This window comes from Paenibacillus qinlingensis (assembly GCF_031455095.1).
Taxonomy (GTDB): Bacteria; Bacillota; Bacilli; order Paenibacillales; family NBRC-103111; genus Paenibacillus_E; species Paenibacillus_E qinlingensis_A.
In genome coordinates this window covers 148,510-171,336 of the sequence record NZ_JAVDSB010000010.1, presented here as the reverse complement: position 1 = coordinate 171,336, position 22,827 = coordinate 148,510, and the positions used below count along the sequence as shown (strand labels likewise).

Here is a 22,827-nt window from a genome sequence, read left to right as displayed (position 1 = left end):
GCGTGACCATTTGGAGTTGGAAGAAGCTACGGACTAAACACAAGTCCCAAAGTCAACAGCCTCGGATGATACCGTTGAAGAATTCGCCTGCTCATCAGGTTATGGAAGCGAATAAAGAGGCAAGTGTCGGCACGCAACTCGAAGAGACGATTACCTTCGTTCAGAAGTTACTCGGTGATAATGATGATTTCATCATACGCCGGTTTTGCATATTTGATGATCTACCAGCTGTCACGATGTTTTTTCCTGATCTGATTGATAAACAGTATTTGAACGATCACATTTTAAGGCCTCTGATGTTAACGACCGCACAAGATTATGCGAAAGCAGTAAACCGCTCCATGACAGAGTTTCTTCTGAACGATACGCTTTATGCGTGTGAAGGCAGAACGGAAACGGGACTGAATGAAATTATCCAAGCCATCGTAGAAGGGAAAACCATCCTTTTAGTTGATGGCGTGACGGATGCGTTTATCTTCAGTACACGTCATGTGGACAAGCGATCGATTACTCAACCAGAGACTGAACAGGTGATCCGTGGCGCGAGGGAAGGGTTTATTGAAATATTGGGTACGAATCTGGCTCTGCTTCGATACCGCCTCCCAACGCCGGATTTACGAATAAAAACGATGCGAATCGGGCGTATCACCAAATCCAAAGTGGCGATTTGCTTCATCGATGGCATTGTCAATCCTGCACTTGTTGAAGAGGTGTTCAGGCGGTTATCGTTGATTGATACGGATGGCATCTTGGATGCGGGGTATTTGGAACAATTTATTGAAGATAATCATGTATCCCCGTTTCCGCAAATTCAAAATACGGAACGGCCAGATAAAGCGGTCGCCAATCTCTTGGAGGGGAGAGTCATCTTGCTTGTGGATGGATCGCCGTTTGCCCTCATTTTGCCTACCGTATTTAGTCAATTTTATCAAACGGTAGAAGACTACTCAGAACGATATCTCCTCGTCAGTTTCATACGGCTGTCACGCTTGGTAGCCTTGATATTCTCACTGATTTTCCCATCGTTATATGTGGCTTTAATTTCGTTCAATCCAGAGCTGATTCCGACGGAGTTTGCTGTAGCGGTAGCGGGGGGAAGGGCGGGAGTGCCGTTCCCTTCTGTCATTGAAGTATTGATTATGGAGATATCCATGGAAGTATTAAGGGAAGCCACACTTCGGCTGCCGCAGCAGGTTGGAGGAGCGCTCTCCATTGTAGGTGTGCTTGTGGTTGGGCAGGCAGCGGTTGCGGCAGGATTTATTTCCCCAATCACGGTTGTAATTATCGCTTTAACGACGATCGGCTCCTTTGCCACACCGGCTTACAATGCAGCCTTGGCCCTGAGATTACTGCGCTTTCCACTAGTGATTTTATCAGGCATATTCGGTTTATACGGGGTAATGATCGGGTTGATATTAATTGCCAACCACATGTTGTCTTTGAGATCGTTTGGAGTTCCTTACTTGAGCCCGCTAGTCCCAGGTAATTTTCAGGGGATGAAAGATATTCTAGCCCGGCTGCCACTGTGGAGCATGCCCAAGAGGCCGGCACTTTTATATACACCGAATGACACCCGTGTTGGGAAAATAACGCAAGAAATGAGTGAAGAAGCGCCGAACAATACATTAAACGCTAAGAAGTCAGACATACAAGGAGGAACGTAATCGATGGAGCATCCCCGCCAGATCACAGTCATTCAAGCAGCGATCATATTGATTAGCACGATTATTGGGGTGGGTGTATTAGCCCTCTCACTATTTGCTGTCAGAGCTGCTGATTCCGGGGCGCCGCTTGTAACAATGCTAGGTTTTTTGATTGGTTTATTCGGACTTTGGCTTTTAACCAAGCTCGGTATGCGTTTTCCAAAGCAATCTATTATTGAGTATAGTGAAGATTTGATAGGTAAATGGGCCGCGCGCGGATGCAGCGTTCTGATTATCGTTTTTTTTTGCTTGATTACGGGATTGGCCTCACGTGAATTCGGGGAGGTTGTTGTTACTTCCGTCTTAACCAAAACGCCGCTAGAGGTGACGGTGATCGTTATGTTGCTGCTAGCGGCTGTATCCTCTCGTGCAGATATAACAACCTTTACCTATTTCCACCAATTTTATTTCCCGATTATCGTATTTCCGGGGCTATTGATTGTCGTGCTTTCCCTAAAAAATGCTCAACTAATCAACCTTCTGCCCATATGGGGAAATGAACCGAGCGGGATGTCAAAGGGGATTCTGACGATGGCGTCCTTATTTCAAGGCTCTTTTGTCATGACAATCGTCATCCCTGCGATGCGCAGGCCAGAGAAAGCCATGGTTGCCGGGTATGTTGGCATGATAACATCCGGGGCGTTATATATTCTTATCGTAATTGCGACAGTCGGGGTATTCGGAGCAGAGGAAATTAAAAAATTAGTTTGGCCAACGCTGGAACTAGCCAAGACGACTTCACTGCCTGCTAACGTTCTGGAGCGTTTAGATGGTGCATTTCTTGCGGTATGGGTCACTGCCGTGTTTACGACATTGTTGTCTAGCTATTATTTAGCTATTTACTTTTCAAGCCAGCTGTTGCATCTTCGAGATCATAAAATGTTCGCCTTCTTTCTTGTTCCATTCATCTATGTTCTCGCCATGTTCTCGCAAAATCTGATGCAGATGTATGAGATCATTCAACTTGTTGGCCAAATGGGACTCGTATTCACAGTTGCGTATCCCTTTGTCTTATTGGTGGTGGCTATGATTCGTAAGAAAAAAAGCCGGGGTGATCACCTTGTGGCAAAATCTGATTAAACAGATTCTTGTTGTCGTGTTGGTTGCCCCTTTGCTTACGGGCTGCTGGGATCGCCTAGAAATTGAAGATCGAGCCGTCATCCTGGCTATTGGGATTGATAAAGCGAAGCCCGGTGATGAGAAAGAGAACAGCAATGCTACGCATATACTCAAACAGGATACAGAGACCAATAAGGGACTCATTCGCATCACTGTCCAGATTGCTATTCCCGGCCGTATTCCGTTAGGCACAGGTGGAGGTGGATCTGAAAGCACTGCAGGAGGGAAACCGGTCTGGGTGCTGAGCAGCGTTGGCTATACCCTTGAGGATGCCTTAATGAATCTTCAACAGCAGCTCGCAGACCGGTTGTTTTTCGGCCATTTGCGGGTCATTGTGCTTTCGGAAGCCGTAGCGAAAAACGGCATCGAGAATGAGAATGACTTTTTCCGGCGTCAACCTCAAGTGAGAAGAACCGTTTGGATGGTCGTATCTAAAGGAAGTGCGGCTGATATCATGAAGGCTACGCCCCAATTGGAGCGTGTTCCTACGTTATATTTGCTCGCTACCTTGGAACATGCCAGAGAAATGGGCAAGCTGCCTAATATTTTCTTAGGCGTCTTTTTCAGTGCCAGTTCTGCCAAAGGGCAGGAAGGGATTCTTCCCTATTTGGATTTGAAGAAGGAATCGAATATTGAACTTGCGGGTATGGCCTATTTTAAAAACGATAAAATGGTTGGTACTTCAACCGCTTTGCAAATCGGCCATTATATGGCGATGAAAGAAATTAATCCAGGGGGGTATAGTGTTCTTCAGGAAATCCCAGGGGAGAAAACGACGGCTATGTTTAAAACCATGCACCGGAAGTCGAGAATAACGACAACTATTCGAAATGGGAACGTACATACCATCATAAAATGCCAAGTCGAAGGGGATTTAACGGAGAAATCCAATGAAAAAGCGTTCATCACAAGGGAAAGTTTGAAGATGTTAGAGGAGAAAATTCAAAAGGACGCTGAAGTCGGATTTGAAAAATTTATCCAACAGACGCAGAAAGAGGGCAGTGATATTTTCGGCTTCGGGGAATACGTACGCGCGACCCAACCAGCCTATTGGAACAAGGAAATTAAAACCAAAGAAGCATGGGAACAAAAATATAAAGAGATGTCCGTGGAAGTCTCGATGCGTGTTAAGATTAGACGGATTGGGACGAAAACCGAGTAGGGAAGGATTCGGCCAATGATTACCTTTAACAATTACACCGTTTTGCTGCTGCTGATCTCTGGGTTGCTCCTCTTAGTTTTTGATGTGAAAATGTATGCGAAGGATAACTGGCCAAAAGAGAAAAAAGGAGCTTTACTTGCAGGATGGGTCAATATTTCCTTAGGTCTCCTTTCGTATTTCGGTTATATGGTGTATGAGAAATGGTTCTGGAAATAAAACGGAGGTGAAGCCATGACTCATGTGCAGAGGAAGCAATCCAAGTCCCTTCTAACCAAAGCGAGCGGCTTCCTGGAAGGGTACTCGCATACGTTGAATCCGTACACGGGCTGTGCCTTCGCCTGCTCCTATTGCTACGTTCGGCAGATGCCAGTGGCATTGTTCCGCAGCGAATCTTGGGGCAGCTGGGTTGACGTAAAAGAGAACGCGCCCGCGCTCCTCGCCAAAGAGCTGGCGAGGGCCAAGAGCAAAGGGCCCGTCACGATCTTCTTCTCCTCGGCGACGGACCCGTATCAGCCGATCGAATACAAGGAGCGGCTCACCCGCGCGCTCCTCGAAGTGATATCCGTGGCGCAGCCGGACTTCTTGTTCGTGCAAACCCGCAGCCCGCTTGTGACGCGGGATGCGGACCTGCTTCAGCTGCTCGGCGACCGCGTCCGAGTCAGCATGACGGTGGAGACGGACCGCGAGGATATCCGCCGCGCGTTCACCCCGTCCGCGCCACCGATTGCGGCGCGGCTAGAGGCACTCCGCGAGCTCGCCGCGCGCGGGATCTCGGTGCAGGCCACGATAGCGCCAGCGCTCCCTAGCTCGGACGGCTTCGCCGAGCGGCTGGCGGGCATCGTGGATCGGGTGTGCATCGACGATTACTTCATGGGCGATGGCAGTGGGGGAGGGCGCACGGGGCGCATCGGCGTGCGTGCGATCTATGACGCGCTGGGGCTGACCGACTGGTACAGTCGGGATGCGTATAAGCGCGTGCACGAAAGGCTCCTGCGGCATTTTCCGCAGGAGCGTGTTTTCATCAGTCAGGCGGGATTCCTCCCCTGAGACTGAGGCGTATCTGTTTACTCGACTTCTTGCGTCATGAGCTGCTCATCCTGAATCTCCGTCTGATCACGCAATCGCTGTTTGAATTCCTTTGGTGAGCACTGATTGTAACGCTTGAACAGCTTGTAGAACTGAGCCATGTTCTGAATACCGGCTTCATAACTAATTTCCATAATGCTGAGATCCCCTGTGAGCAGGAGGCGCTCGGCTTTTTTGATCCGTTTATAATTCACATAATCAATAAAGGATAGTCCCATCACTTTTTTAAAATACTTAATAAAGTAATGATAGCTCAGATTCAAAATACGGCACACATCTTCAACCGTAATTCGTTCGGTCAAATGCTCGTCGATATAATCCAGAGCGGGCCGCAGGCGTGAGATGCCAGAGTCCTCGGTTAGCCCAGCAAGATCACGTGTATCATTACGAAGCAGTAGCAGCAGGAGGTGCTTAATAGCAGCAACAATGGCTAGTTCGTAGCCGATTTGGCGAGATTGTGATTCCTCATAAATTTGCCGGATGAGCTGGTAAGCGCCTGTTCGTACCGTATCATTTGAACGTAAAAGAGCATTAAACGGTTCAAGCGAGTGCGTCAGCTCTGAAAATAAATGCAAGTAAGCGAGCGAGCTCAGGTCAAAATGCTGCGTAAGATCAATTTGAAAGACGATCTGATGCAAGGGCTCTTCGGCGTATTTATGCGTGCGATGCGGCTGTGAGGAGCCGAGCAACATCACATCTCCTGCCTCCAGGATCGTATAGGCATCCTTGGTTTGGATGGCGAGCTGCCCCTGGGTTACCACTAGAAATTCGACTTGCTTATGCCAATGCCAAGACCAAGGGTCAGGAGTGCCGAAATGAGGGACGTCATGTTTAATTTCCCATATTTTTAAGAAAAGAAGCGGGTTCTGGTACACAACCTTTTCGTTTCTGATTTCTTCGGTTAGGTTCAGGTTCGTTGGACTAAGAGCAGGGTTCATAGGCATGGAATACCTCACTAAGGCTGGACATTTTTGAATAAACGAATTGTAAATGATACTAAGATTTAGTCCCATTAAGTATAACATTGCCGGATAGCAGATGACACTATTGAATAAGAACTTGGCACAATTCTGCCTTTCCTTGAGCCCAGGGAAAACCTATACTCAGAAGTAAGAATGAATACGTTATCTTGGAGGCATAAAATAATGAGCAAACCATTAAATGTAACGGTCTGGAACGAATTCCGTCATGAAAAAGAAAATGAAAAAGTTCGCGCAGCCTACCCGCAAGGTATCCACACAGCCATTGGTGAGGGCTTGAGCGGTTCCGTCCAAGTTACCTATGCAACACTAGATGATCCTGAGCATGGTTTGTCGGAAGAAGTTTTAAATAATACGGACGTCCTGATCTGGTGGGGGCACAAAGCACACGGTGAAGTTCAAGACGAAATCGTAGCTCGTGTTCAAAAGCGAGTATGGGCAGGCATGGGTCTTATCGTGCTGCACTCCGGTCACTTCTCCAAAGTGTTCAAAACGTTAATGGGCACTTCTTGTGATCTGAAATGGCGCGAAGCGGACGAGAAAGAACGCCTTTGGGTCGTTGCTCCAGGCCATCCTATCGTGGAAGGTATTGGCGAGTACATTGATCTTGAAGCTGAGGAAATGTATGGTGAGCATTTTGATATCCCACAACCGGATGAGCTTATCATGGTTTCTTGGTTCGAAGGCGGCGAAGTTTTCCGCAGCGGATGCACGTTCCACCGTGGAAACGGGAAGATTTTCTATTTCCGTCCAGGGCATGAAACGTACCGTACGTACTACAATGAGCAAATTCGCCGCGTGATCTCCAATGCGGTTCAGTGGGCAGCGCCATCTACGCGCGAGTATCCGAAATACGGTAACCACAAGCCTTTGGAAGTTATTAAAGCAAAGGTTCAAGCTTAATATAGCTGAAAGAGCATGCTTCCCAACTTTGGAGGCATGTTTTTTCTTTTACTGAATCCGGCCTATCTATTAGGATTGAGGCTGTCCGCTTCATTGCATATAATGAAGGTACAACCCTTCGGGGAGATCGTTAAGGGAGGCCACGATGAACGAGACCGTATTTGACGAACCATTATTTGCAAGCTTGAAGCCGGGCTTAACTTCGTTCTGTTACCGAATGCTAGGTTCCATGGACGATGCGGACGATGCTGTTCAGGAGACGAGTATTCGGGTATGGCAGAGCTGGAGCACGTTCAGACAGGATTCCTCGTTCAAAACTTGGGTCTATCGGATTGCCTCCAACCTTTGCTTGGACAAGTTGAGACAGTCCAAACGCCGCGCGCTTCCTGTTGACCTGTTCGATTCGGCCGTCGCCATCGTTGAGCCGCGCGACACGCTGCCGGACTCTGCTTGGATCTGGCCGTCTCCCGACTTTGGAGGCAATCCGGAGGAGCGGCTCGTCCGCAGAGAAACCCTTCAACTGTGCTTCATCGCTCTCTTGCAGATCTTGCCTCCGCGGCAGCGCGCGGTACTCATTTTGAAGGATGTATTTGAATTGTCCTCCAAGCAGATTGCAGAGACATTGGCGATGTCGCCGGCAGCGGCGAACAGCGCCTTGCAAAGAGCCCGAGAGACGATGGACCGGGCGCAGCTTCGCTCGGACGAGCTCAGCAGCATGAACGTTCAACCGGACCAGCAGCTGCTGTCCCGGTATGTGGAGGCCTTCGAGCAATTTGATGTTGCTGCGCTCGTCGCGTTGTTCCACGAGGAAGGTTGCATGTCGATGCCACCATTCGAGATGTGGATCCGCGGCAAGGAAGACTTGTCAGCCTTCTATTCGCTTACTCGCTGGCATTGCGAAGGTTCGCGATTTGTGCCCACTACGGTGAATGGCGGGTATCCGGCGTTGGCCCAGTATATGCCGGACAAAGAGGGATCTGGCCTGGTCCCCTGGGGCATCCACGTCATTGAAACCAAAGAAAATCAAATCCTGCACGTTCAAAACTTCATTCATACGCCATTATTTTCGCGATTTGGGCTGCCTGAGCGAATTGACCGATGAATTTCGTCATTAGCTTACGTCTATATTATTGAGAATAACTAAACTACAATATCAAGAAAGAGGTGTATGTTTAAAATGGAAACGAATCAACCAACGAAAGTAACCGTGCAAGCCGTCATTGGGGCCCCTGTCGAGAAGGTATGGCGCTATTGGACCGAGCCGGGTCACATCACGAAGTGGAATCAAGCGTCCGAGGACTGGCATGCGCCTAGAGCTGAAAACGATCTGCGAGTCGACGGCAAGTTTCTGACACGGATGGAAGCGAAGGATGGCAGCATGGGCTTTGATTTTGGCGGCGTCTACGACGTCGTGAATCACCATGAGGCGATCGGCTACACCATGGAAGACGGAAGAAGAGTGGATATTACTTTCGTCGATCAAGGGAATGAGACGAAAGTTATTGAAACGTTCGACGCGGAAAGCAGCAATCCCGTTGAGTTCCAGCAAGCAGGCTGGCAAGGGATTATGAACAATTTCAAAACCTATACCGAACAAAACTAATCATCGCGAAGAAGACGCTGGGGAAGATACCCGGCGTCTTTCTTTTTGAAACCTAGTACGAGCGTGCACTCCGTTAGCCTTAACCTTGTGCCGCATCCATGTTCATGTAGTTAATGGCCCACAGATGGCCGTCCAAGTCCACGAAGCCCCAATGATACATGGACCCATGATCTTCAGGTTCAGCGTGCAATTTCCCGCCAAAGGAGACCGCTTTATTCACGATTTCATCGACCTTTTCCCGGCTCTCGAAGGCCAATGCAATCGTCATCTGCGCATACTTGCTCGTATCGACGAGTTCCTTCTCCGTGAGCGTAGTAAAGAATGCTTGATTGATCAGCATGACCTGCAGGTTGTCGCCGATTACGATGGCTGCCGAATTCTCATTATCGGGGAAATGCGGGTTGAGCTGAAATCCAAGTCCGGTGAAGAACGCTTTCGATTGTTCTACGTTTTTTACAGGCAGGTTGAAGCTCGTGAATGCGGACGTTAATGCCATTTTCAAAACACCTCTTCGTTAAATTGGTATGTGTTCATTTATGCCTTCATTTATATAGACGACAGCCGAGCCGGGAATTCATCGATTACGGTAGACAATTATATGAGGTCTATCTTCAGAATGCAATGTTAACGAAATAACCAAATCATTTATTTGGGTGAAGAGAAGTTGGTTAGGTTATCGTGTGATTGCTGATGGAACTGGACTATGATTAATGTGATGAGTTTTCAATTTCTCGAATCCAATAATTTAACTGGATATTCTCCATCTATTTGAATAGAATTTCTAGAATTCGAAAGGTTAACTGTATTTTTGTAGTTAATTCCCTGCCATTTGCTCATATCTTCAAACTTCATGCAAATTAGCTGTAGTTTCTCCATGTAATCCTGAAAATAGGTCAGAATCGGATAAATTAGCTGTAGTTTATACATCTAAACATGTAGTGGCAGCAAGGAAGAATACCTTAGTGTTAAAAGGTTCTGCTGCGCGTCTCCCACGAGAAGTAGGAGCTAAGCGAGAAAGACCGCCTAGCTCCTCAGTTTTTATGGAAAGTGATCTTTTCTGTTCCTGACGTGTGCCAAAGTTGCTGGCGGTACCCCTATTAATGCTTATTATTATTTGTTAAATTGTTAATTGCATTAGCTGTTGCATCAACAGCATTCATTGCAGCATTTTCAGTTGCTTCTAACCCTTCATGAACAGAATGAAATACAGCCCCTGCAGTATCCTTAATGTTCTCTGAGACATTTTTGGAATTTCGTTTGTTGTTTTGATTAGACATTTTTTTTACCTCCTAAACGTCTTTAAGTTTGTGTAAAATAAAATATGTTATTCAGATGAATAAGACCTCAATAACATAAGAGCGACAAGAAAGTCCCCTGAATGTGAACAATTAGGTACTACCCGCGGAGGAGAATGAAGCCCAAGCGAAGGCGCGGGAGCGCTCTTTTTATTAAGTGGCCAGGATAGTTTAAGATTATGCCCAGTGAGTCGTACAGCTAAATTTTGAAACTAAATGGAACCTTGAGGCGAGCATTGGTTTACGCCAATTTTGCCACTCGGTCGAGTTCTACTTCTGGAATACGTACTGTTGGATCACCTTCGCTACGGCATGATCTCCATTCGTGTAAGGAAGGGTAATATCGGCAGCCAACTTGACCTCTTCCATTGCATTGCCGACAGCGATCCCTAGCCCCGCGGCTTGGAGCATATAAATATCGTTCGGGCCGTCGCCGACCGCGATGACTTCATCCATGCTTATTTGCAGCAGAGCGCATACTTCTTTAAGGCGCAATGCTTTGCTGATTCCTTTCGGGGTGATTTCAATATTTTTTACCGAGGAGCTGCTGACCTCCACCTCTGACCAGTCAGTCATGATACCGCGAATTTCATCCAGCTTCGCGAGCTCGTCGCTGTGGAATAAAAACTTCATCCACATCTCGTTGTCTTCTTCACTGGAAGGTTCGAAATTACAGCACAGTCCGCGTGACAGCTCATAGCCAAAATACATGACACCATACTGCCTGGCTAAATCTATGCACTGATTCATACAGGTTCGCGGTACGAACTGCCGGTCGAGCAGCTCGCCGGGCTGCCGCCAAACTTCGCTCCCATTCATCACAATGAACGGGTGCTGCAGCTTCAGTCGATCCAGATGGGGCTGCGCTGTTTGTCTGCCCCGACCTGTGGCGATTATGACGATGACACCGGCCTCATCGGCTTTTTGAATCCAATGGATGTTCTCATCCGATAGTACCCCCTCTTCATTCAACGTAGTTCCATCCAAGTCCAATGCGATCAGTTTGTAGCCAACCATACTCCATCACTCCATTATTTTTTGATCGTTATTATGACTAATTATAGCAAAATACTTTGTTGTTTCAATCAATTTGTATAAAATGATCAAAAAATAATCATTAGACAATAAATATACTGATTAATTACATTAATAAATGATGAAACACAAAAATAAAATGATCAATAATCATTTTTGTTCCAATTATCAATCATTCACGGTATACTATTCAGGAGAATATATCATAAGTTTAATAAAGAGGACGGAAATTAGACGAGATGGATAAGAGAGATAAGCGTTTTGCGCAAATATTGGATTTAATTAATCAAAATAGCGATCAGGTGACGATCGAGCATTTCTGTACAGAACTGGGAGTGTCTCCAGCAACTGTGCGGAGGGATCTAGCCCATTTGCAGGAAACTGGCATGATTATGCGGGTGAGCGGAGGAGCGGTCCGCATCGAGCCTGTTAGCGCCGCAACCTCCGTATCCGATTCCCACGGCGTTCCTACCGAACAAGAATCTGATATACTGATCGAGGAAAAGCGGCGAATCGCGCAGGCGGCTGTTGCCTTAATCGAACCGGGGGATACGGTGTTTATTGACGGAGGCACGACGAATCTGGAAATCGCCCGTAAAATAGCGGAGCTTTCCCACGTGTCCGTCATCACGACGAGTATACAAGCGGCGTACATTCTTAGCGCCAATCCGGAAATATCGGTTATCGTTTGCGGGGGGCATATGAGGGAAATCGAGGCTGCTGAGAGCACGATTGCTCCGCTTGCCGAGAAGGTTATCGCACATTTTCGCGCTAATATGTGTTTCTTGAGCACGCTCGGTATCCATACGAAGAATGGAATAACAACGCCCTATCTGTTCACCGCACAGCTGAAAAGATTAATGATGCAAAGCTCCGCCAAATCCGTCCTGGTCACGGACCATACGAAATTCGGCAAGACGTATTCGGCTTTCGTTTGTCCGGTGGAGCAATTTGACTACATTATTACAGGAGCATCCTCCCCTGAAGATGATGTAGCCGCGCTCCAAGCGAAAGGTGTTTCCGTCGTACTCGTTTAGGTTATGGGGGAATACAGCAGCTCCAAGCCTCCGCTTGTGAACTGGTGTTGTTAAGCAGGAGGCACCTCTTGTTATCCCAATAAAAATGTTGCTTAAGGAGGTTGACCACAGTGCTTCAATGGCTCATTGCGGCGATGATTACTGTAATAGGTCTTATGGTAATCGCTCCGCTTGCTTATTTCGTATGGATGCATACCGCTAGGCTGAGAGGCCGCGATGCGGATGCGCTGATTGTGCTTGGGTACAGGTGCGACGACAATCAGATTCACCCGCTGCTGAAGGAAAGACTAGATACGACGCTTATGCTGTTCAGGACATACAAGTTCCGGTACATCATACTGTCCGGTGGCGCGGTTAAATCGTCGACGACGGAAGCGGAAATTATGTGCGATTACCTGCTTTCCCAAGGGGTGCCAGAAGATCGCATGATCTTGGAGTCGCGCTCCCGCAACACGGTGCATAATCTCGTCAACTGCAAGCTGATGATGCAGCAGCATGGTATAACCACCTGTGTGCTGGTGTCCAATTCATTCCATATTCGCCGGATGAACTACATCATGAAGGCGCTGCAAATTCCGGCCGATCTGTATGCGGAGCGCAATTGGCCGAATTTCGTTCCGACCCAATGGAAGTTGACGTTCAGAGAAATTCATAATTATAAAATGACATTGCCGTGGATTAAGGAAGCTTTAAGCATGGATACACCTCATATGATGGGGAAAGAAACCAGTAGAATGTCACAGTGATACATACAGCTATAAACAGCAATCGGTTTCGAACAGCAGGCGATATGGGATATCGTTGCAGTCCGAAACCGATTGTTGTTTTTTGGTCTTATTATTCAAGGCAGCGATGCACCCGAATTGGCTTTAAATCTCTTACACACATCGGATAAAAACTAATCCGCAACGTCCCGAATATCGACATTATCGATAAAGCCGGCATACGTCCCAATTCCGTTAGCTCTAAATCTTAGCTTAAAGTTCGCGTTGTTGCTCGCTCCAGCAGGCAGGTAGTGCGTTTCGAACTTGTATTCGTCTACCGTCATATCGATCGTCGAGATTTGGTGCCAAGCCGACCCGTCATACCATTCGGCGATAATCAGATCGTCCGCCGCCATGTTAGGGCTCGCTCTCCAGGCATAATCAACTGCGATGGTGTTCGTCTTGTTGGCCGTGCTTTGCGACTTCGTGATGGAGTCGCTGTCCGTAAGCCTGGCGGCTGCAGCGCTGCCTAGGAACGTATACAACGTGGCGAAGTCAGCTCCACTGTTGGTCCAGCCGGCGAAATTTTGATCATCGAAATCGTCTTCAAATAGGTAGTTTTCCAGATAGACCCGCACATCGTCTACGTACATATGAATTTTGCCGTCCGTGGCAGAGAAAGCAATGCCATAGAAGTTGGCGTCATCCATGACGTCCAGCACATTCAGGTCGTAATTGACGAAACTTTCGGCGCTGTTTCCGAAGTCAATCAAGGTGTTATTGTAGTACGTCCGAAACGTGCCTTTTCGCGTGTTGACGTCGAACTTAACCGTGAACCAGGTGCCTGGGGTGAAATCGACGACCTTAGTGCCTTCATAATCCGAATTGCCAAGATTGCGTAAATACATGTGAGTGGAATCGAAGGAAGCATATACGAGCCGTGTTCCGTCCTTCTGCATAATGACCATCTCACCTGCAAGAGCGTTGGGATTGTCCGCCATAGCTGATATATTCAGACTGGCTACCACTCGTACATTGCCTATAAACGGTTTATCGTGACTCAGCTTCATTTGAATTTTGGCGCTGTCACCTGATGCATCGACATATTCGGTTCCGTTCCGGTCTATCTTGGCATAATGGGAGGTCGAACTGTTTGTATACAGCGTCACGCTGCCGCCTTCCTTGGACCCGTCGATTAGCTTTGTACCTTCAAACATGCCTTCTTCGATCGTCCAGGCTGATAACGGATTGGCGCTTTCGAACGTGGCGTTAAATATCCGTGTATAGTCCGTTGAAGGGAATACTGAATCTTCTGTGCCCAAAGCTTTGTTCTCATCAAGCTGACTGCCATAGCTGTACGTGCTGTTTAGCGGCACATCGGACTTATTGAAAGACAGCGTCGTTCCGTTGGTCGTCATTACAATCGTGCCCTGCTCCCCGACCCGGAATACTTTTGTATCGTTCCCGTACAGCAGGTCTAATGCAGCTTTGGAAGGGGCTCTAGCACTCCCGTCATTACGTGCCACATCGGAAGGAAATACGGCGAACTCGGGATCGACTTCACTTACTAATGCCGCAGAGGTCGATGTATTGGAGCCATGGTGGCCGACCTTTAGTACATCCGATTTCAACACTGAAGCGCTGTAAGCATTCGTCATCTCGGTTTCGGACGTCAAGCTTTGATCACCGGTAAAAAGGATTGATTTATTTTTATACGTAAGCTTCATTACAAGAGAGAAGTCGTTAATATCTTTATAATAGCTGCCTGGATTACTGCTGACAGGGTTCGTTCTAGCTGGTCCAAGTACTGTCAGAATCAATTCGTTATCCACATTAAATATATTCGAATTTAATACAGGATGGGTAATCGACTTTCCTTTGGCCGCCAGCGCGTTCTTGACCTCGGTAGTCGTCGATGCTTCAACGAGTTCCTTCGGTTGGTAATACACCCCCACATTATAAGAGTTAATGATATCCTCCATACCGCCTATATGATCGGCATGGCTGTGGGTGCCGAATACGTAGTCAATCGTTGAGCCGGTCGAAAAGCCAATGCTTGTTAAATACGACTTAACCCGAACGACATCATCTGTATGTCCACCATCTATGAGCATCTTCTTGCCGTTCGGCAGCTCAACGAATATCGCATCTGCCGAGCAGTCCACATCAATATAATGTATCTTTAAGTCCCCGGTAACCGAAGCGCTGGTTCGCGCACTGCCGAATAATCCTAAACTCATACATAATAAAATCGACATTATTGTCATTTTTAAAGCTAGCCGTCTCATAACTTAACCTCCTGAAACAATTTTTGATTGTATAGTTAGTCTGTGATGGGAGTGTGCACCTGCCTTAGGAATAGTATGCCGTGTAGTGTGTGACCCTTCCGTCCCGGCAAGGCCAGGATGGAAGGAAGAACACGGTATAGTGGAGTGAGAAGGGGGGGAATGAGTTATTTTTTGTAGCGTTCGTAAGAGGCTTGGTTGACTTCCATTAATTTATCGAGACCGATTTGCTTCAACTTCGCTAGGTACTCATCCCATTGGGTAAAAGGAATCTTGCCGGATATGAACTGGTCTCTCATCTCGGCGACGTACGTATTAATGTCGTTGCGGACACCCTGAACCTTGGCATTTTCCTCGGCAGTGTACACAAAAGGAGGCCATACTTCCTTCGGCTTAAATTTGTCGACAGCCTGCGCCACTTCCATTGACATTGGCGTGATGAACTTGAAATATTTCTCCGTGATAATGGTCGGATTATCGCCGCCGTTCCAAGCCATGTACTGGCTGCTTGCATCTTGAGGGGTCAAGCCGTTCGGGTTCTTCTTAATTTCGTTGATATACTCGTAATTGCCGTTTTCAACATTGTAGGTTTTGCCCTCAAGGCCCATGAAGAACAAGCGGATGCCTTCTTCACTGTAGAAATGATCAACCCAACGGATCGTTGCTTCCAGGTTCTTATTGGCTTTGGTGATGGCAAACGATCCTATATTGCGAATGGACGACCCAGCGACGCTGAGTACTTGTTGACCGGCAGGACCTTTCAACACGGTTTTGAGACCGGCAAAGTCGGCCAAGTTTTTTGTGCCAAAAATTGTTTCCGAAGGACCATTGCCTCCACCAACAATACCTTGGTCGACTTTGGCAATAATTTGTGGTGCTTTGACAGTGAATAACTCTTTATCGATTAGTTCTTCCTTATACAGCTTGTTCAGGAACATAAGCAGTTCTTTATATTCCGGCTGTGCAGGGATAAATCTGACTTTGTTAGCTTTCTCGTCGAAATCGAGGTCTGCATTGCCGTTTCCACGGTTGAGCAAGCCAAAGGAGCCGGCAAACATGACAGACAAGCCTTTCGTCCCATATGGTGTCGTATATGGAACTTCATCTGCCTTGCCATTTCCATTAGGGTCTTTCTCCTTGAATGCCTTTAGCACCTGGTAAAATTCGTCCGTTGTCGTCGGCATTTTCATATTAAGTGCCGTTAGCCACTTCTGATTCAAATAAATTTTGGCGGCGACTCTTGTACCCGGGTTATCGTCTATGTAAGGAAGTGTATAGATACCGCCGTCTGGCATGGTTAAGCCTTTTTTGACATCCGGCATCTTCTCAAACGTTTTCTTAATGTTGGGTGCATACTTATCGATCAGGTCGTTTAACTTAATGAACGTGCCCTGCGAGCCATAGTTGATAATGTCGGACACGGGCAGGTTGGATTTAAAAAAGACATCGGGCAAATCTCCACTGGCTAGTAATAGATTTCGCTTTTCATCCAGACTCGCAGTCGGAGCTTCCACCCAGTTTACCTTAATGCCAGTCATTTTCTCATATTCCTGCCACATCAGCATTTTATTGAATTCAACCAATGCCGGAGGTCTAGCGGTAAAAATTTTGAGCGATACCGGCTCCGATACAATCGGCATTCCTGACGTTTTAAAATTGGATGGTGGCGGGCTTGCCTTGCTTGCTTCTCCTGCGTTCTGATCTGAACCGCACCCTGCCGTTACGCCCGTCAACAATGTTGCGGCTGCCAATGGAATACATACAGATTTTAATAATTTTCCCATGCGATAACCCCTCCTGTTTGTACTATTATCATATCGTGTTAAACCTGATTGTGACTTGCGAATACGATTATCCCTTAATAGCACCGATCATGACCCCTTTTACAAAATATCTTTGAAGTAGCGGGTAGAGCAGCAGCACGGGAATACTGGAAACGACGATGACAGAGTATTTGATGCTTTCTACCATCATAAGCTGTTTTTCGGATATCTCCACGCCGGAATTGAGCATGTCTTGCATCTGGTTCTGGATGAGGATTTCACGGAGAATAAGCTGAAGCGGGAACATGCTGCGGTCGTTCAAATAAATCAGGGCATTAAAGAATGCATTCCAGTGCCCGACGCCATAGAAGAGTACCATGACGGCGACGATTGGCAATGAAAGAGGCAGGATAACTTTGGTTAACACTTTTGTATTGGAGCACCCATCAATAAAAGCGGCCTCCTGTAGCTCGTACGGGATGGAAGTCTGGAAGTACGTCTTCATGATAATTAAGTTCCACACGGTAACGGCTCCGGGGATAATCATCACGAGCGGGCTGTTGAACAAACCAAGTTGCTTGATGACAAGATACGTTGGAATTAATCCTCCGCTGAAAAACATCGTTAAGGTGAAGAACAATAATATTTTGTTGCGCCCAAAAAGATCCTTCCTCGACAGTGGGTAGGCACCGAGAGTCGTCATCAGCAGGTTGAAGGCCGTTCCCAGAACCGTAAAAATAATAGTGTTCCGGAAGCCGACAATGATATCTTTGTTTTGAAAAACCCTCGTATACGCTTCAAAGTTAAGTCCCTTTGGCCAAAGCCAAACTTTTCCTTGAAGCACGTCGACTGGATTGCTGATTGAAGCACTTAAAATGAAAATGAGTGGATACAGCGTAATGAGCAGTACAAAGGATAAAGCGATATAAATGGCAAAATCCAGAAGCGTATCCGATTTGGTTTGTTTATAGATCAAGGGGGTATTCCTCCTTCCGTTACCAGAGACTGGTTTCCGACACTTTGCGCGACAGCTTGTTTACGAACAGCAGCAGTGTTAGATTAATCACCGAGTTGAACAATCCAATAGCTGTGGAGAAGCTGTACTCCGCGCCAAGGATACCGCTTCGGTATACATAGGTCGGAATGACGTCGGATGTCGGCAGGTTCAGGTTGTTTTGCATCAAGAATATTTTCTCGAAGCCGATGTTCATAATCGTTCCGCAGTCCAATATAAGAATGATGATGGCGGTAGGCATTAGAGACGGAATCGTGATGTACATGATCCTCTTGAGCTTGCTTGCTCCGTCAATCATTGCCGCCTCGTATAAGCTGTTGTCGATACCCGCTAGAGCCGCCAAATAAATAATTGTCCCCCAGCCGGCGTTCTGCCATATTCCCGACCATACGTAGATGGATTTAAACCATGCAGGTTCCAGCATGAAGTAGATCGGCTCTCTTCCGAACAATTTGATAACGGAGTTAATAATCCCGTTCTGAGGTGACAAGAAAGAGATAACGGTACCGGTTAGCACGACGATAGACAAGAAATGTGGAGCATACGTGACGGTCTGCACCGTTTTCTTGAATGCGGCGTTCTTAACCTCGTTAATGGCCAGCGCCAGCAGGATTGGAATCGGAAACCCAATAATCAGCTGGTAGAAGCTGATGCCGAGCGTATTCTTAATGAGCCGCCAGAAATAGAACGAGTTAAAGAAACGCATGAAATGGTCAAATCCAAGCCACGAGCTGCCCCAAATTCCTTTTGTTGGCAGGTAGAGTTTGAACGCTATTTGCACCCCATACATTGGCCAGTAGTGGAAAAGAAGGAAGAACAGCGCCACGGGCAGGAGCATGAGGTACAAATCCCAATTTTTCTTAAAAGCTCTCGAAGCTTTCGACTTGGTCACAGGCCGGGCTGCCGGCTTTACGCCGCTGCCCGGATTTTCGGCTTGCTGTCTGCTGCTTATCATGGCAACCACCCGCCGACTTTATCTTTTCTCGTCTTATAATTGGGAGACACCATAAAAGGCTTACCAGCTTGGCTGACCAACTGATCCCCGTTGGTCAACCCCAGCTCCCGGGGCTCCAGCGTCTTGATGAGGCGCCGTCTCCAAGTTCGAACCGTATCCGCGTATGCGGCATCGTGGGATAAGTCGTTAAGCTCCATCGGATCCTCAGACAGATTGAAGAACTGCTCGGTCCCAAGACGCGGGAACCATATGAATTTGTAGACACCGTCGGTGACGAACTGCATCTCTTGCTCCTCGGAATAGCACGTACTGTGCTCACCATGAACGTATTCACGCCAATGTGCCCTTTCTCCGCTCATCAGGCCTAACATGCTGCAACCATCAACCGTTTCTGGGATGTCCACACCTGCAGCTTCAAGAATAGTCGGCATAATATCTTGGATTGTGACCGGATTGTGCACCTTCTTTTGAACCGGCGCTTTCATCGATTTAGGGAGCACGACCAGCAGCGGGATATGGGCGGAGCCTTCGTAAGCGTATGTTTTCCGCCAGAGGTTATGGTCGCCGAGCATATCACCGTGATCCGATGTGAAAATGATAAGAGTATTGTCGAACTGCTTCTTACTGCGCAAATGGTATAGGAATCGTCCGATTTGATGATCGATATGGGTAATCGATCCGTAATAGCCGACCCGTGCCCGATTAATTTCCTCGTCGCTTCGCACGCCTCTCCATGCATCCGGGCTGGCCGCATCGCTCGGTACATCGTGCATGACCGCCCAATTGCCTACAACTGCCTTCGGCAGCTTTTTTCTCAAGTACATATCGAAATAGCATGGTGGAGCGTCATAGGGAGAGTGAGGCCTAGCAAACGAAAGCTTCAGGAAGAAAGGCTTGTTCGGGTCACGCTGGTCGATAAATCGAATGCCCTCGTTAACAGTCCAATTAGTCGGATGTAGAAATTCCGGTGCATGATACGGCCGGGCCATCCACGAATTCCAGCCGATGCCGTGATCGGTGAAGGCGTAGTCGCCGGTTTTATTTTTACCGAACCACTCCCTGTAATCTGAAAGGAAGTCTAGGTCGTGGACCCTTCCCGATTCATCCAGCACCGTATTATGAAAGCCGTTCAAGGAGCGCTGCGGGTAAAAATGCATCTTCCCAACGCCCTGCGTATGGTAGCCAGCTTTGACCAGCTCTCCAGGCAAAGTATGCTCGAATCCGATACCCATCTCACCCTGTCCACGGCCCATGCCCAATATGCCGGTATTCCAGGGATCCATCCCCGTCAGTAAGCAGGCCCTTGCCGGAATGCAGGATGGGGAGGGGGTATACGCATTGCAAAATACCGTTCCTTCTGAAGCGAGGAAGTCTAGATTCGGTGTTTCAATGCTAGTGTTGCCGCTAAATCCCGTACAGTCAAAGCGCTGCTGATCCGTCATGATGAGCAAAATATTAGGTTTAATAGGTGATAACCCTCCTTTAAGTTCCGAGGTCCCCGCAAAGTACCTGAGCAGGTATTAAGGTCATGGCAACACTTTGGGGTTATTTTAGCTGCCTCGCAACTTTATACTAGCCGGGAGTGGTAAATTCAACAATCGGCAGCTTTTTCGCACTAGTATATAATTTACAACCGGCGCGGGGAGGTGGGTTACTAATAATTTCTGACCCTGCTTTTTTTTACATTGGACAAGATAAATCTTCCCACAAGCCGCCATTCTGCTATACTGAATACTGGCAGTTAACAGGATTACACTTCGGAGGGGGAGCTCATTTTGAAGGTATGGAAGAATATGATGGTTGGCTCCAAGCTCCCCGTAAGGTTTACTAAGTACTTCATTTCTTACGTCATATTAACAGTCATGCTGCTATTCATCGTATCTGCGATTGTTTATGTCAGCATTTTTGCGTCGTTACAGAAGCAGATTGAAGCCTCTAACATATCCTCCATGCTGCAAATCCGCGATGTGATCGATGCCAGATTCCAGGAAATGGAGCGCGTTTCCGTCCAAATTACATCCAATTCGCACTTGGCATCATCTTTGCTGCAAACAACGGGATATGAGGCCCTACAGGTAGTCAACGAGCTGCAGCGCTACTCGTCGTCCATGCTGATTCGTGATTTGGCCCTATACTATAAGGATAAGCATAGCGACCGGATATTTGCGGCGAGCGGCATTTACAATATTGATGACTTCTTCTCAGAAGAGTATCGTTTCGAGTCGTTATCAAAAGCCGATTTCTTGTCCACAATTACTTCTTTAAAAGTACCTCAGATGAAGCCTGTGCAGAACGTAACTCTGCGCTCTTCCCAAAAATCTAAAGCGCTGCTGCATCTTTATCCGATACCGTCCAATTCCCAAACCCCATATGGGTTTGTTATGTTTATCATTGATGAGAAATCCATCAATAACATTTTCGAGAATGCGATGAAAGGCCGTCGAGGCCTAGTATCGGTGCTGGACGAGAATTATGTGCCGATTATTGCGGCTTCAAGCGGAGTGACGGACCAGGAGCAGGCTGGCATTATAAAGCAAATGGGAGACAATCCGAGCAAGCAGCAGATCAGCACCCTAAAAACAAGCCAAGGGAAGTACTCCATCATTACCGTTCCGTCGCAGGTTAATCGCTTGTCCTATGTGTCTGCCGTGCCCACAACGTTGTTTATGCAGCCGGCCAACAAAAGCTTGTATGTATTCGCAGTTATGGTACTGTTTGTCTTGCTGTTCGGCGTGGCCGTGGGTTATTTGCTCGCATTCATCAACTACAAGCCAATTAAGCGGCTTGTCAGTAGCCTTCAGCTGCAAATGCCGAGTAAAAGTTTTCCTGAATTTGGCGACGAGCTGGCTTACGTGTCCAAGGCATTTGATCAGGTAGCAGCGGAGAATACGCACTTGCTTAATAACTTGAAGGATAAAAATTACATGCTGAAGGAGCATTTACTTCTCAATCTTCTTAAGGGAAAATACGATACTCTGGAGCAGTTAAACCAATACTTAGCTTTCGCTGATATTAAGCTGGAGCAATACCGATTCACGGTGCTTCAGTTTCTAATTGACGATTTCAACGAATTTATGTCGGGTACGGCCAAATCGCTACAAGAGATGCTGAAGTTCGGTGTTGTGGACATCCTTGAAGAAATGTCGACAGAATACGGCGTTGGCTTCGGCATCAACCTGTTGGAGAACAATGGCGTTGCCTTGATCTTAGGCATTGATTATAACCGCGATTTGGAATCAACCGTGAACCAGCTGGCTGCTAAGACGAAGGAGCATTTCAAGGACACGTTCGAAGTAACACTAACGGTTGGAGTCGGGGGCGTGTACAACGAGTTGCTTATGGTGTATAAATCTTTCCTGGAAGCGAGCAGAGCGGCCGAATACCGGTTTGTCAAAGGGACCAACCAAGTGATTTTCTACCACAAAATTAATGCGCTAGTGGAGAACAATAAGTACAATTATCCACTTCATCTGGAGTCTAATCTGATGTTCGCCATTAAGCAGGGCAGAGGCGAAGACATCGAACCGATCATCAGCGAAATTATGAATGCGATTATTGAGCAGCCGATCTCTCCGGAGGCGGTTCAAAGTATTTGCTTTGGCATCATCAGCACCATTGTCAAAACGTTGGACGCCATGAACATCTCCACTGGATCAACCGTCGCCACGCAGATGGTGGAGCTGTACCGGTACAAGTTCGAGACTATCGAAGGTCTGAGAGAGCGTATGACACTGTTTTGTAAAAATGTGTGCATCCATATCGAAAACCAGAAGGAAAGCAAAAATTTTGGACTTAGGGAAAAGATCATCAGCTACGTGCAGGCCAACTGCTATAATAATACGCTAAGCTTGGAGATGATTGCAGGAACCTTCGGGGTGTCCGCCTCCTATTTAACTAGGTATTTTAAAGACCAGACCGGCTATCCGCTCATGAAATATATCGATAATATCCGTATGGAGAAAGCCAAGCAGCTGCTAAAGTCCACTGATCTGACCTATAAAGGGATTATTGAGCAGTGCGGCTACACGGACGAGACGAATTTTATCCGTAAATTCAAAAGTATCGAAGGGATGACGCCTCAACAGTACCGTCAGCTATCCAAGCCGAAGTAAAATACGGCAATCCAACGATATAGTACCCCGCCTGCTTTTACAGTCAGAGATGAGCGTGCAAAAACAAGTG

Annotated in this window: 20 protein-coding genes; 11 read left to right on the top strand and 9 right to left on the bottom strand. The window is 47.2% G+C overall.

All coding sequences use genetic code 11. The annotated features are described in order from the left end of the window. Positions 1–65: 65 nt before the first annotated feature. The 5 genes from J2736_RS22955 to J2736_RS22935 are packed head-to-tail and all read left to right on the top strand — an operon-like array spanning position 66 to position 5,031. Entirely contained in the window at positions 66–1,664 is a 1,599-nt protein-coding gene (locus J2736_RS22955) for a spore germination protein (protein ID WP_397341407.1), read from the top strand. Between the two features lie 3 nt (positions 1,665–1,667). Beyond that, positions 1,668–2,783, top strand: coding sequence for a GerAB/ArcD/ProY family transporter (locus J2736_RS22950; RefSeq protein ID WP_310500922.1), 1,116 nt, complete (start codon positions 1,668–1,670; stop codon positions 2,781–2,783). After that, the gene (locus J2736_RS22945) at positions 2,764–3,984 is read left to right on the top strand and encodes a Ger(x)C family spore germination protein (RefSeq protein ID WP_310500921.1); all 1,221 of its coding nucleotides are present in this window, start codon (positions 2,764–2,766) and stop codon (positions 3,982–3,984) included. The genes J2736_RS22950 and J2736_RS22945 overlap by 20 nt, the downstream gene beginning before the upstream one ends. 15 nt (positions 3,985–3,999) lie before the next feature. Further along, positions 4,000–4,200: a CLC_0170 family protein gene (locus tag J2736_RS22940; protein WP_310500920.1), complete on the top strand. Its 201-nt coding sequence runs from the start codon at positions 4,000–4,002 to the stop codon at positions 4,198–4,200. A gap of 15 nt (positions 4,201–4,215) precedes the next feature. Continuing rightward, complete coding sequence (locus J2736_RS22935) at positions 4,216–5,031, top strand: SPL family radical SAM protein (RefSeq protein WP_310500919.1); 816 nt, start codon at positions 4,216–4,218, stop codon at positions 5,029–5,031. A 17-nt stretch (positions 5,032–5,048) separates the two neighbouring features. Here the strand turns inward: J2736_RS22935 and J2736_RS22930 are convergent, their stop codons facing one another. Beyond that, positions 5,049–6,008 carry an AraC family transcriptional regulator gene (locus J2736_RS22930; RefSeq protein WP_310500980.1) on the bottom strand — a complete coding sequence of 320 codons (960 nt, stop codon included), beginning with the start codon at positions 6,006–6,008 and terminating at the stop codon, positions 5,049–5,051. 207 nt (positions 6,009–6,215) lie between these two features. On the opposite strand from J2736_RS22930, the gene J2736_RS22925 reads away from it, so the two are divergent. The 3 genes from J2736_RS22925 to J2736_RS22915 all read left to right on the top strand — a co-directional run bounded on the left by J2736_RS22925 (position 6,216) and on the right by J2736_RS22915 (position 8,556). Continuing rightward, entirely contained in the window at positions 6,216–6,953 is a 738-nt protein-coding gene (locus tag J2736_RS22925; RefSeq protein WP_310500918.1) for a ThuA domain-containing protein, read from the top strand. A gap of 145 nt (positions 6,954–7,098) precedes the next feature. Beyond that, positions 7,099–8,055: a sigma-70 family RNA polymerase sigma factor gene (locus J2736_RS22920; protein WP_310500917.1), complete on the top strand. Its 957-nt coding sequence runs from the start codon at positions 7,099–7,101 to the stop codon at positions 8,053–8,055. A 75-nt stretch (positions 8,056–8,130) separates the two neighbouring features. Further along, on the top strand, positions 8,131–8,556 hold the full coding sequence (locus tag J2736_RS22915; RefSeq protein ID WP_310500916.1) for an SRPBCC family protein: 426 nt from the start codon (positions 8,131–8,133) through the stop codon (positions 8,554–8,556). Positions 8,557–8,635: 79 nt separating this feature from the next. Here the strand turns inward: J2736_RS22915 and J2736_RS22910 are convergent, their stop codons facing one another. From J2736_RS22910 to J2736_RS22900, 3 genes are all read right to left on the bottom strand, one after another. Continuing rightward, complete coding sequence (locus J2736_RS22910; protein WP_310500915.1) at positions 8,636–9,052, bottom strand: VOC family protein; 417 nt, start codon at positions 9,050–9,052, stop codon at positions 8,636–8,638. 601 nt (positions 9,053–9,653) lie between these two features. Next, positions 9,654–9,833: a hypothetical protein gene (locus J2736_RS22905; protein WP_310500914.1), complete on the bottom strand. Its 180-nt coding sequence runs from the start codon at positions 9,831–9,833 to the stop codon at positions 9,654–9,656. A 288-nt stretch (positions 9,834–10,121) separates the two neighbouring features. Then, positions 10,122–10,868 (bottom strand): HAD family hydrolase, encoded by a 747-nt coding sequence (locus J2736_RS22900; RefSeq protein WP_310500913.1) that lies wholly within the window; start codon positions 10,866–10,868, stop codon positions 10,122–10,124. A gap of 257 nt (positions 10,869–11,125) precedes the next feature. Here J2736_RS22900 and J2736_RS22895 point away from each other — a divergent pair, with 257 nt between their 5' ends. Continuing rightward, a complete protein-coding gene (locus tag J2736_RS22895) occupies positions 11,126–11,923 on the top strand; it encodes a DeoR/GlpR family DNA-binding transcription regulator (protein ID WP_310500912.1) in 798 nt (265 codons plus the stop codon). A gap of 110 nt (positions 11,924–12,033) precedes the next feature. Continuing rightward, positions 12,034–12,669 carry a YdcF family protein gene (locus tag J2736_RS22890; protein ID WP_310500911.1) on the top strand — a complete coding sequence of 212 codons (636 nt, stop codon included), beginning with the start codon at positions 12,034–12,036 and terminating at the stop codon, positions 12,667–12,669. Between the two features lie 152 nt (positions 12,670–12,821). On the opposite strand, the gene J2736_RS22885 is transcribed toward J2736_RS22890, so the two are convergent. From J2736_RS22885 to J2736_RS22865, 5 genes are all read right to left on the bottom strand, one after another. Continuing rightward, the gene (locus J2736_RS22885) at positions 12,822–14,915 is read right to left on the bottom strand and encodes a ComEC/Rec2 family competence protein (protein WP_310500910.1); all 2,094 of its coding nucleotides are present in this window, start codon (positions 14,913–14,915) and stop codon (positions 12,822–12,824) included. 164 nt (positions 14,916–15,079) lie between these two features. Next, positions 15,080–16,696, bottom strand: a complete 1,617-nt coding sequence (locus J2736_RS22880; RefSeq protein ID WP_310500909.1) for an extracellular solute-binding protein — start codon at positions 16,694–16,696, stop codon at positions 15,080–15,082. Between the two features lie 67 nt (positions 16,697–16,763). After that, entirely contained in the window at positions 16,764–17,648 is an 885-nt protein-coding gene (locus J2736_RS22875) for a carbohydrate ABC transporter permease (protein ID WP_397341405.1), read from the bottom strand. A gap of 22 nt (positions 17,649–17,670) precedes the next feature. Then, positions 17,671–18,645, bottom strand: coding sequence for an ABC transporter permease (locus J2736_RS22870; RefSeq protein WP_310500908.1), 975 nt, complete (start codon positions 18,643–18,645; stop codon positions 17,671–17,673). After that, positions 18,642–20,099 (bottom strand): arylsulfatase, encoded by a 1,458-nt coding sequence (locus J2736_RS22865; protein WP_310500978.1) that lies wholly within the window; start codon positions 20,097–20,099, stop codon positions 18,642–18,644. The genes J2736_RS22870 and J2736_RS22865 overlap by 4 nt, the downstream gene beginning before the upstream one ends. 321 nt (positions 20,100–20,420) lie before the next feature. Here J2736_RS22865 and J2736_RS22860 point away from each other — a divergent pair, with 321 nt between their 5' ends. Continuing rightward, positions 20,421–22,757: a helix-turn-helix domain-containing protein gene (locus tag J2736_RS22860; RefSeq protein ID WP_310500907.1), complete on the top strand. Its 2,337-nt coding sequence runs from the start codon at positions 20,421–20,423 to the stop codon at positions 22,755–22,757. Positions 22,758–22,827 lie beyond the last annotated feature (70 nt).

Bases quoted from the DNA above. Each gene is read 5' to 3' on its own strand.
- J2736_RS22955 (WP_397341407.1), top strand. From the start codon at position 66: ATGATACCGTTGAAGAATTCGCCTGCTCATCAGGTTATGGAAGCGAAT.
- J2736_RS22950 (WP_310500922.1), top strand. From the start codon at position 1,668: ATGGAGCATCCCCGCCAGATCACAGTCATTCAAGCAGCGATCATATTG.
- J2736_RS22940 (WP_310500920.1), top strand. From the start codon at position 4,000: ATGATTACCTTTAACAATTACACCGTTTTGCTGCTGCTGATCTCTGGG.
- J2736_RS22935 (WP_310500919.1), top strand. From the start codon at position 4,216: ATGACTCATGTGCAGAGGAAGCAATCCAAGTCCCTTCTAACCAAAGCG.
- J2736_RS22930 (WP_310500980.1), bottom strand. From the start codon at position 6,008: ATGAACCCTGCTCTTAGTCCAACGAACCTGAACCTAACCGAAGAAATC.
- J2736_RS22925 (WP_310500918.1), top strand. From the start codon at position 6,216: ATGAGCAAACCATTAAATGTAACGGTCTGGAACGAATTCCGTCATGAA.
- J2736_RS22920 (WP_310500917.1), top strand. From the start codon at position 7,099: ATGAACGAGACCGTATTTGACGAACCATTATTTGCAAGCTTGAAGCCG.
- J2736_RS22915 (WP_310500916.1), top strand. From the start codon at position 8,131: ATGGAAACGAATCAACCAACGAAAGTAACCGTGCAAGCCGTCATTGGG.
- J2736_RS22910 (WP_310500915.1), bottom strand. From the start codon at position 9,052: ATGGCATTAACGTCCGCATTCACGAGCTTCAACCTGCCTGTAAAAAAC.
- J2736_RS22905 (WP_310500914.1), bottom strand. From the start codon at position 9,833: ATGTCTAATCAAAACAACAAACGAAATTCCAAAAATGTCTCAGAGAAC.
- J2736_RS22900 (WP_310500913.1), bottom strand. From the start codon at position 10,868: ATGGTTGGCTACAAACTGATCGCATTGGACTTGGATGGAACTACGTTG.
- J2736_RS22895 (WP_310500912.1), top strand. From the start codon at position 11,126: ATGGATAAGAGAGATAAGCGTTTTGCGCAAATATTGGATTTAATTAAT.
- J2736_RS22885 (WP_310500910.1), bottom strand. From the start codon at position 14,915: ATGAGACGGCTAGCTTTAAAAATGACAATAATGTCGATTTTATTATGT.
- J2736_RS22880 (WP_310500909.1), bottom strand. From the start codon at position 16,696: ATGGGAAAATTATTAAAATCTGTATGTATTCCATTGGCAGCCGCAACA.
- J2736_RS22870 (WP_310500908.1), bottom strand. From the start codon at position 18,645: ATGATAAGCAGCAGACAGCAAGCCGAAAATCCGGGCAGCGGCGTAAAG.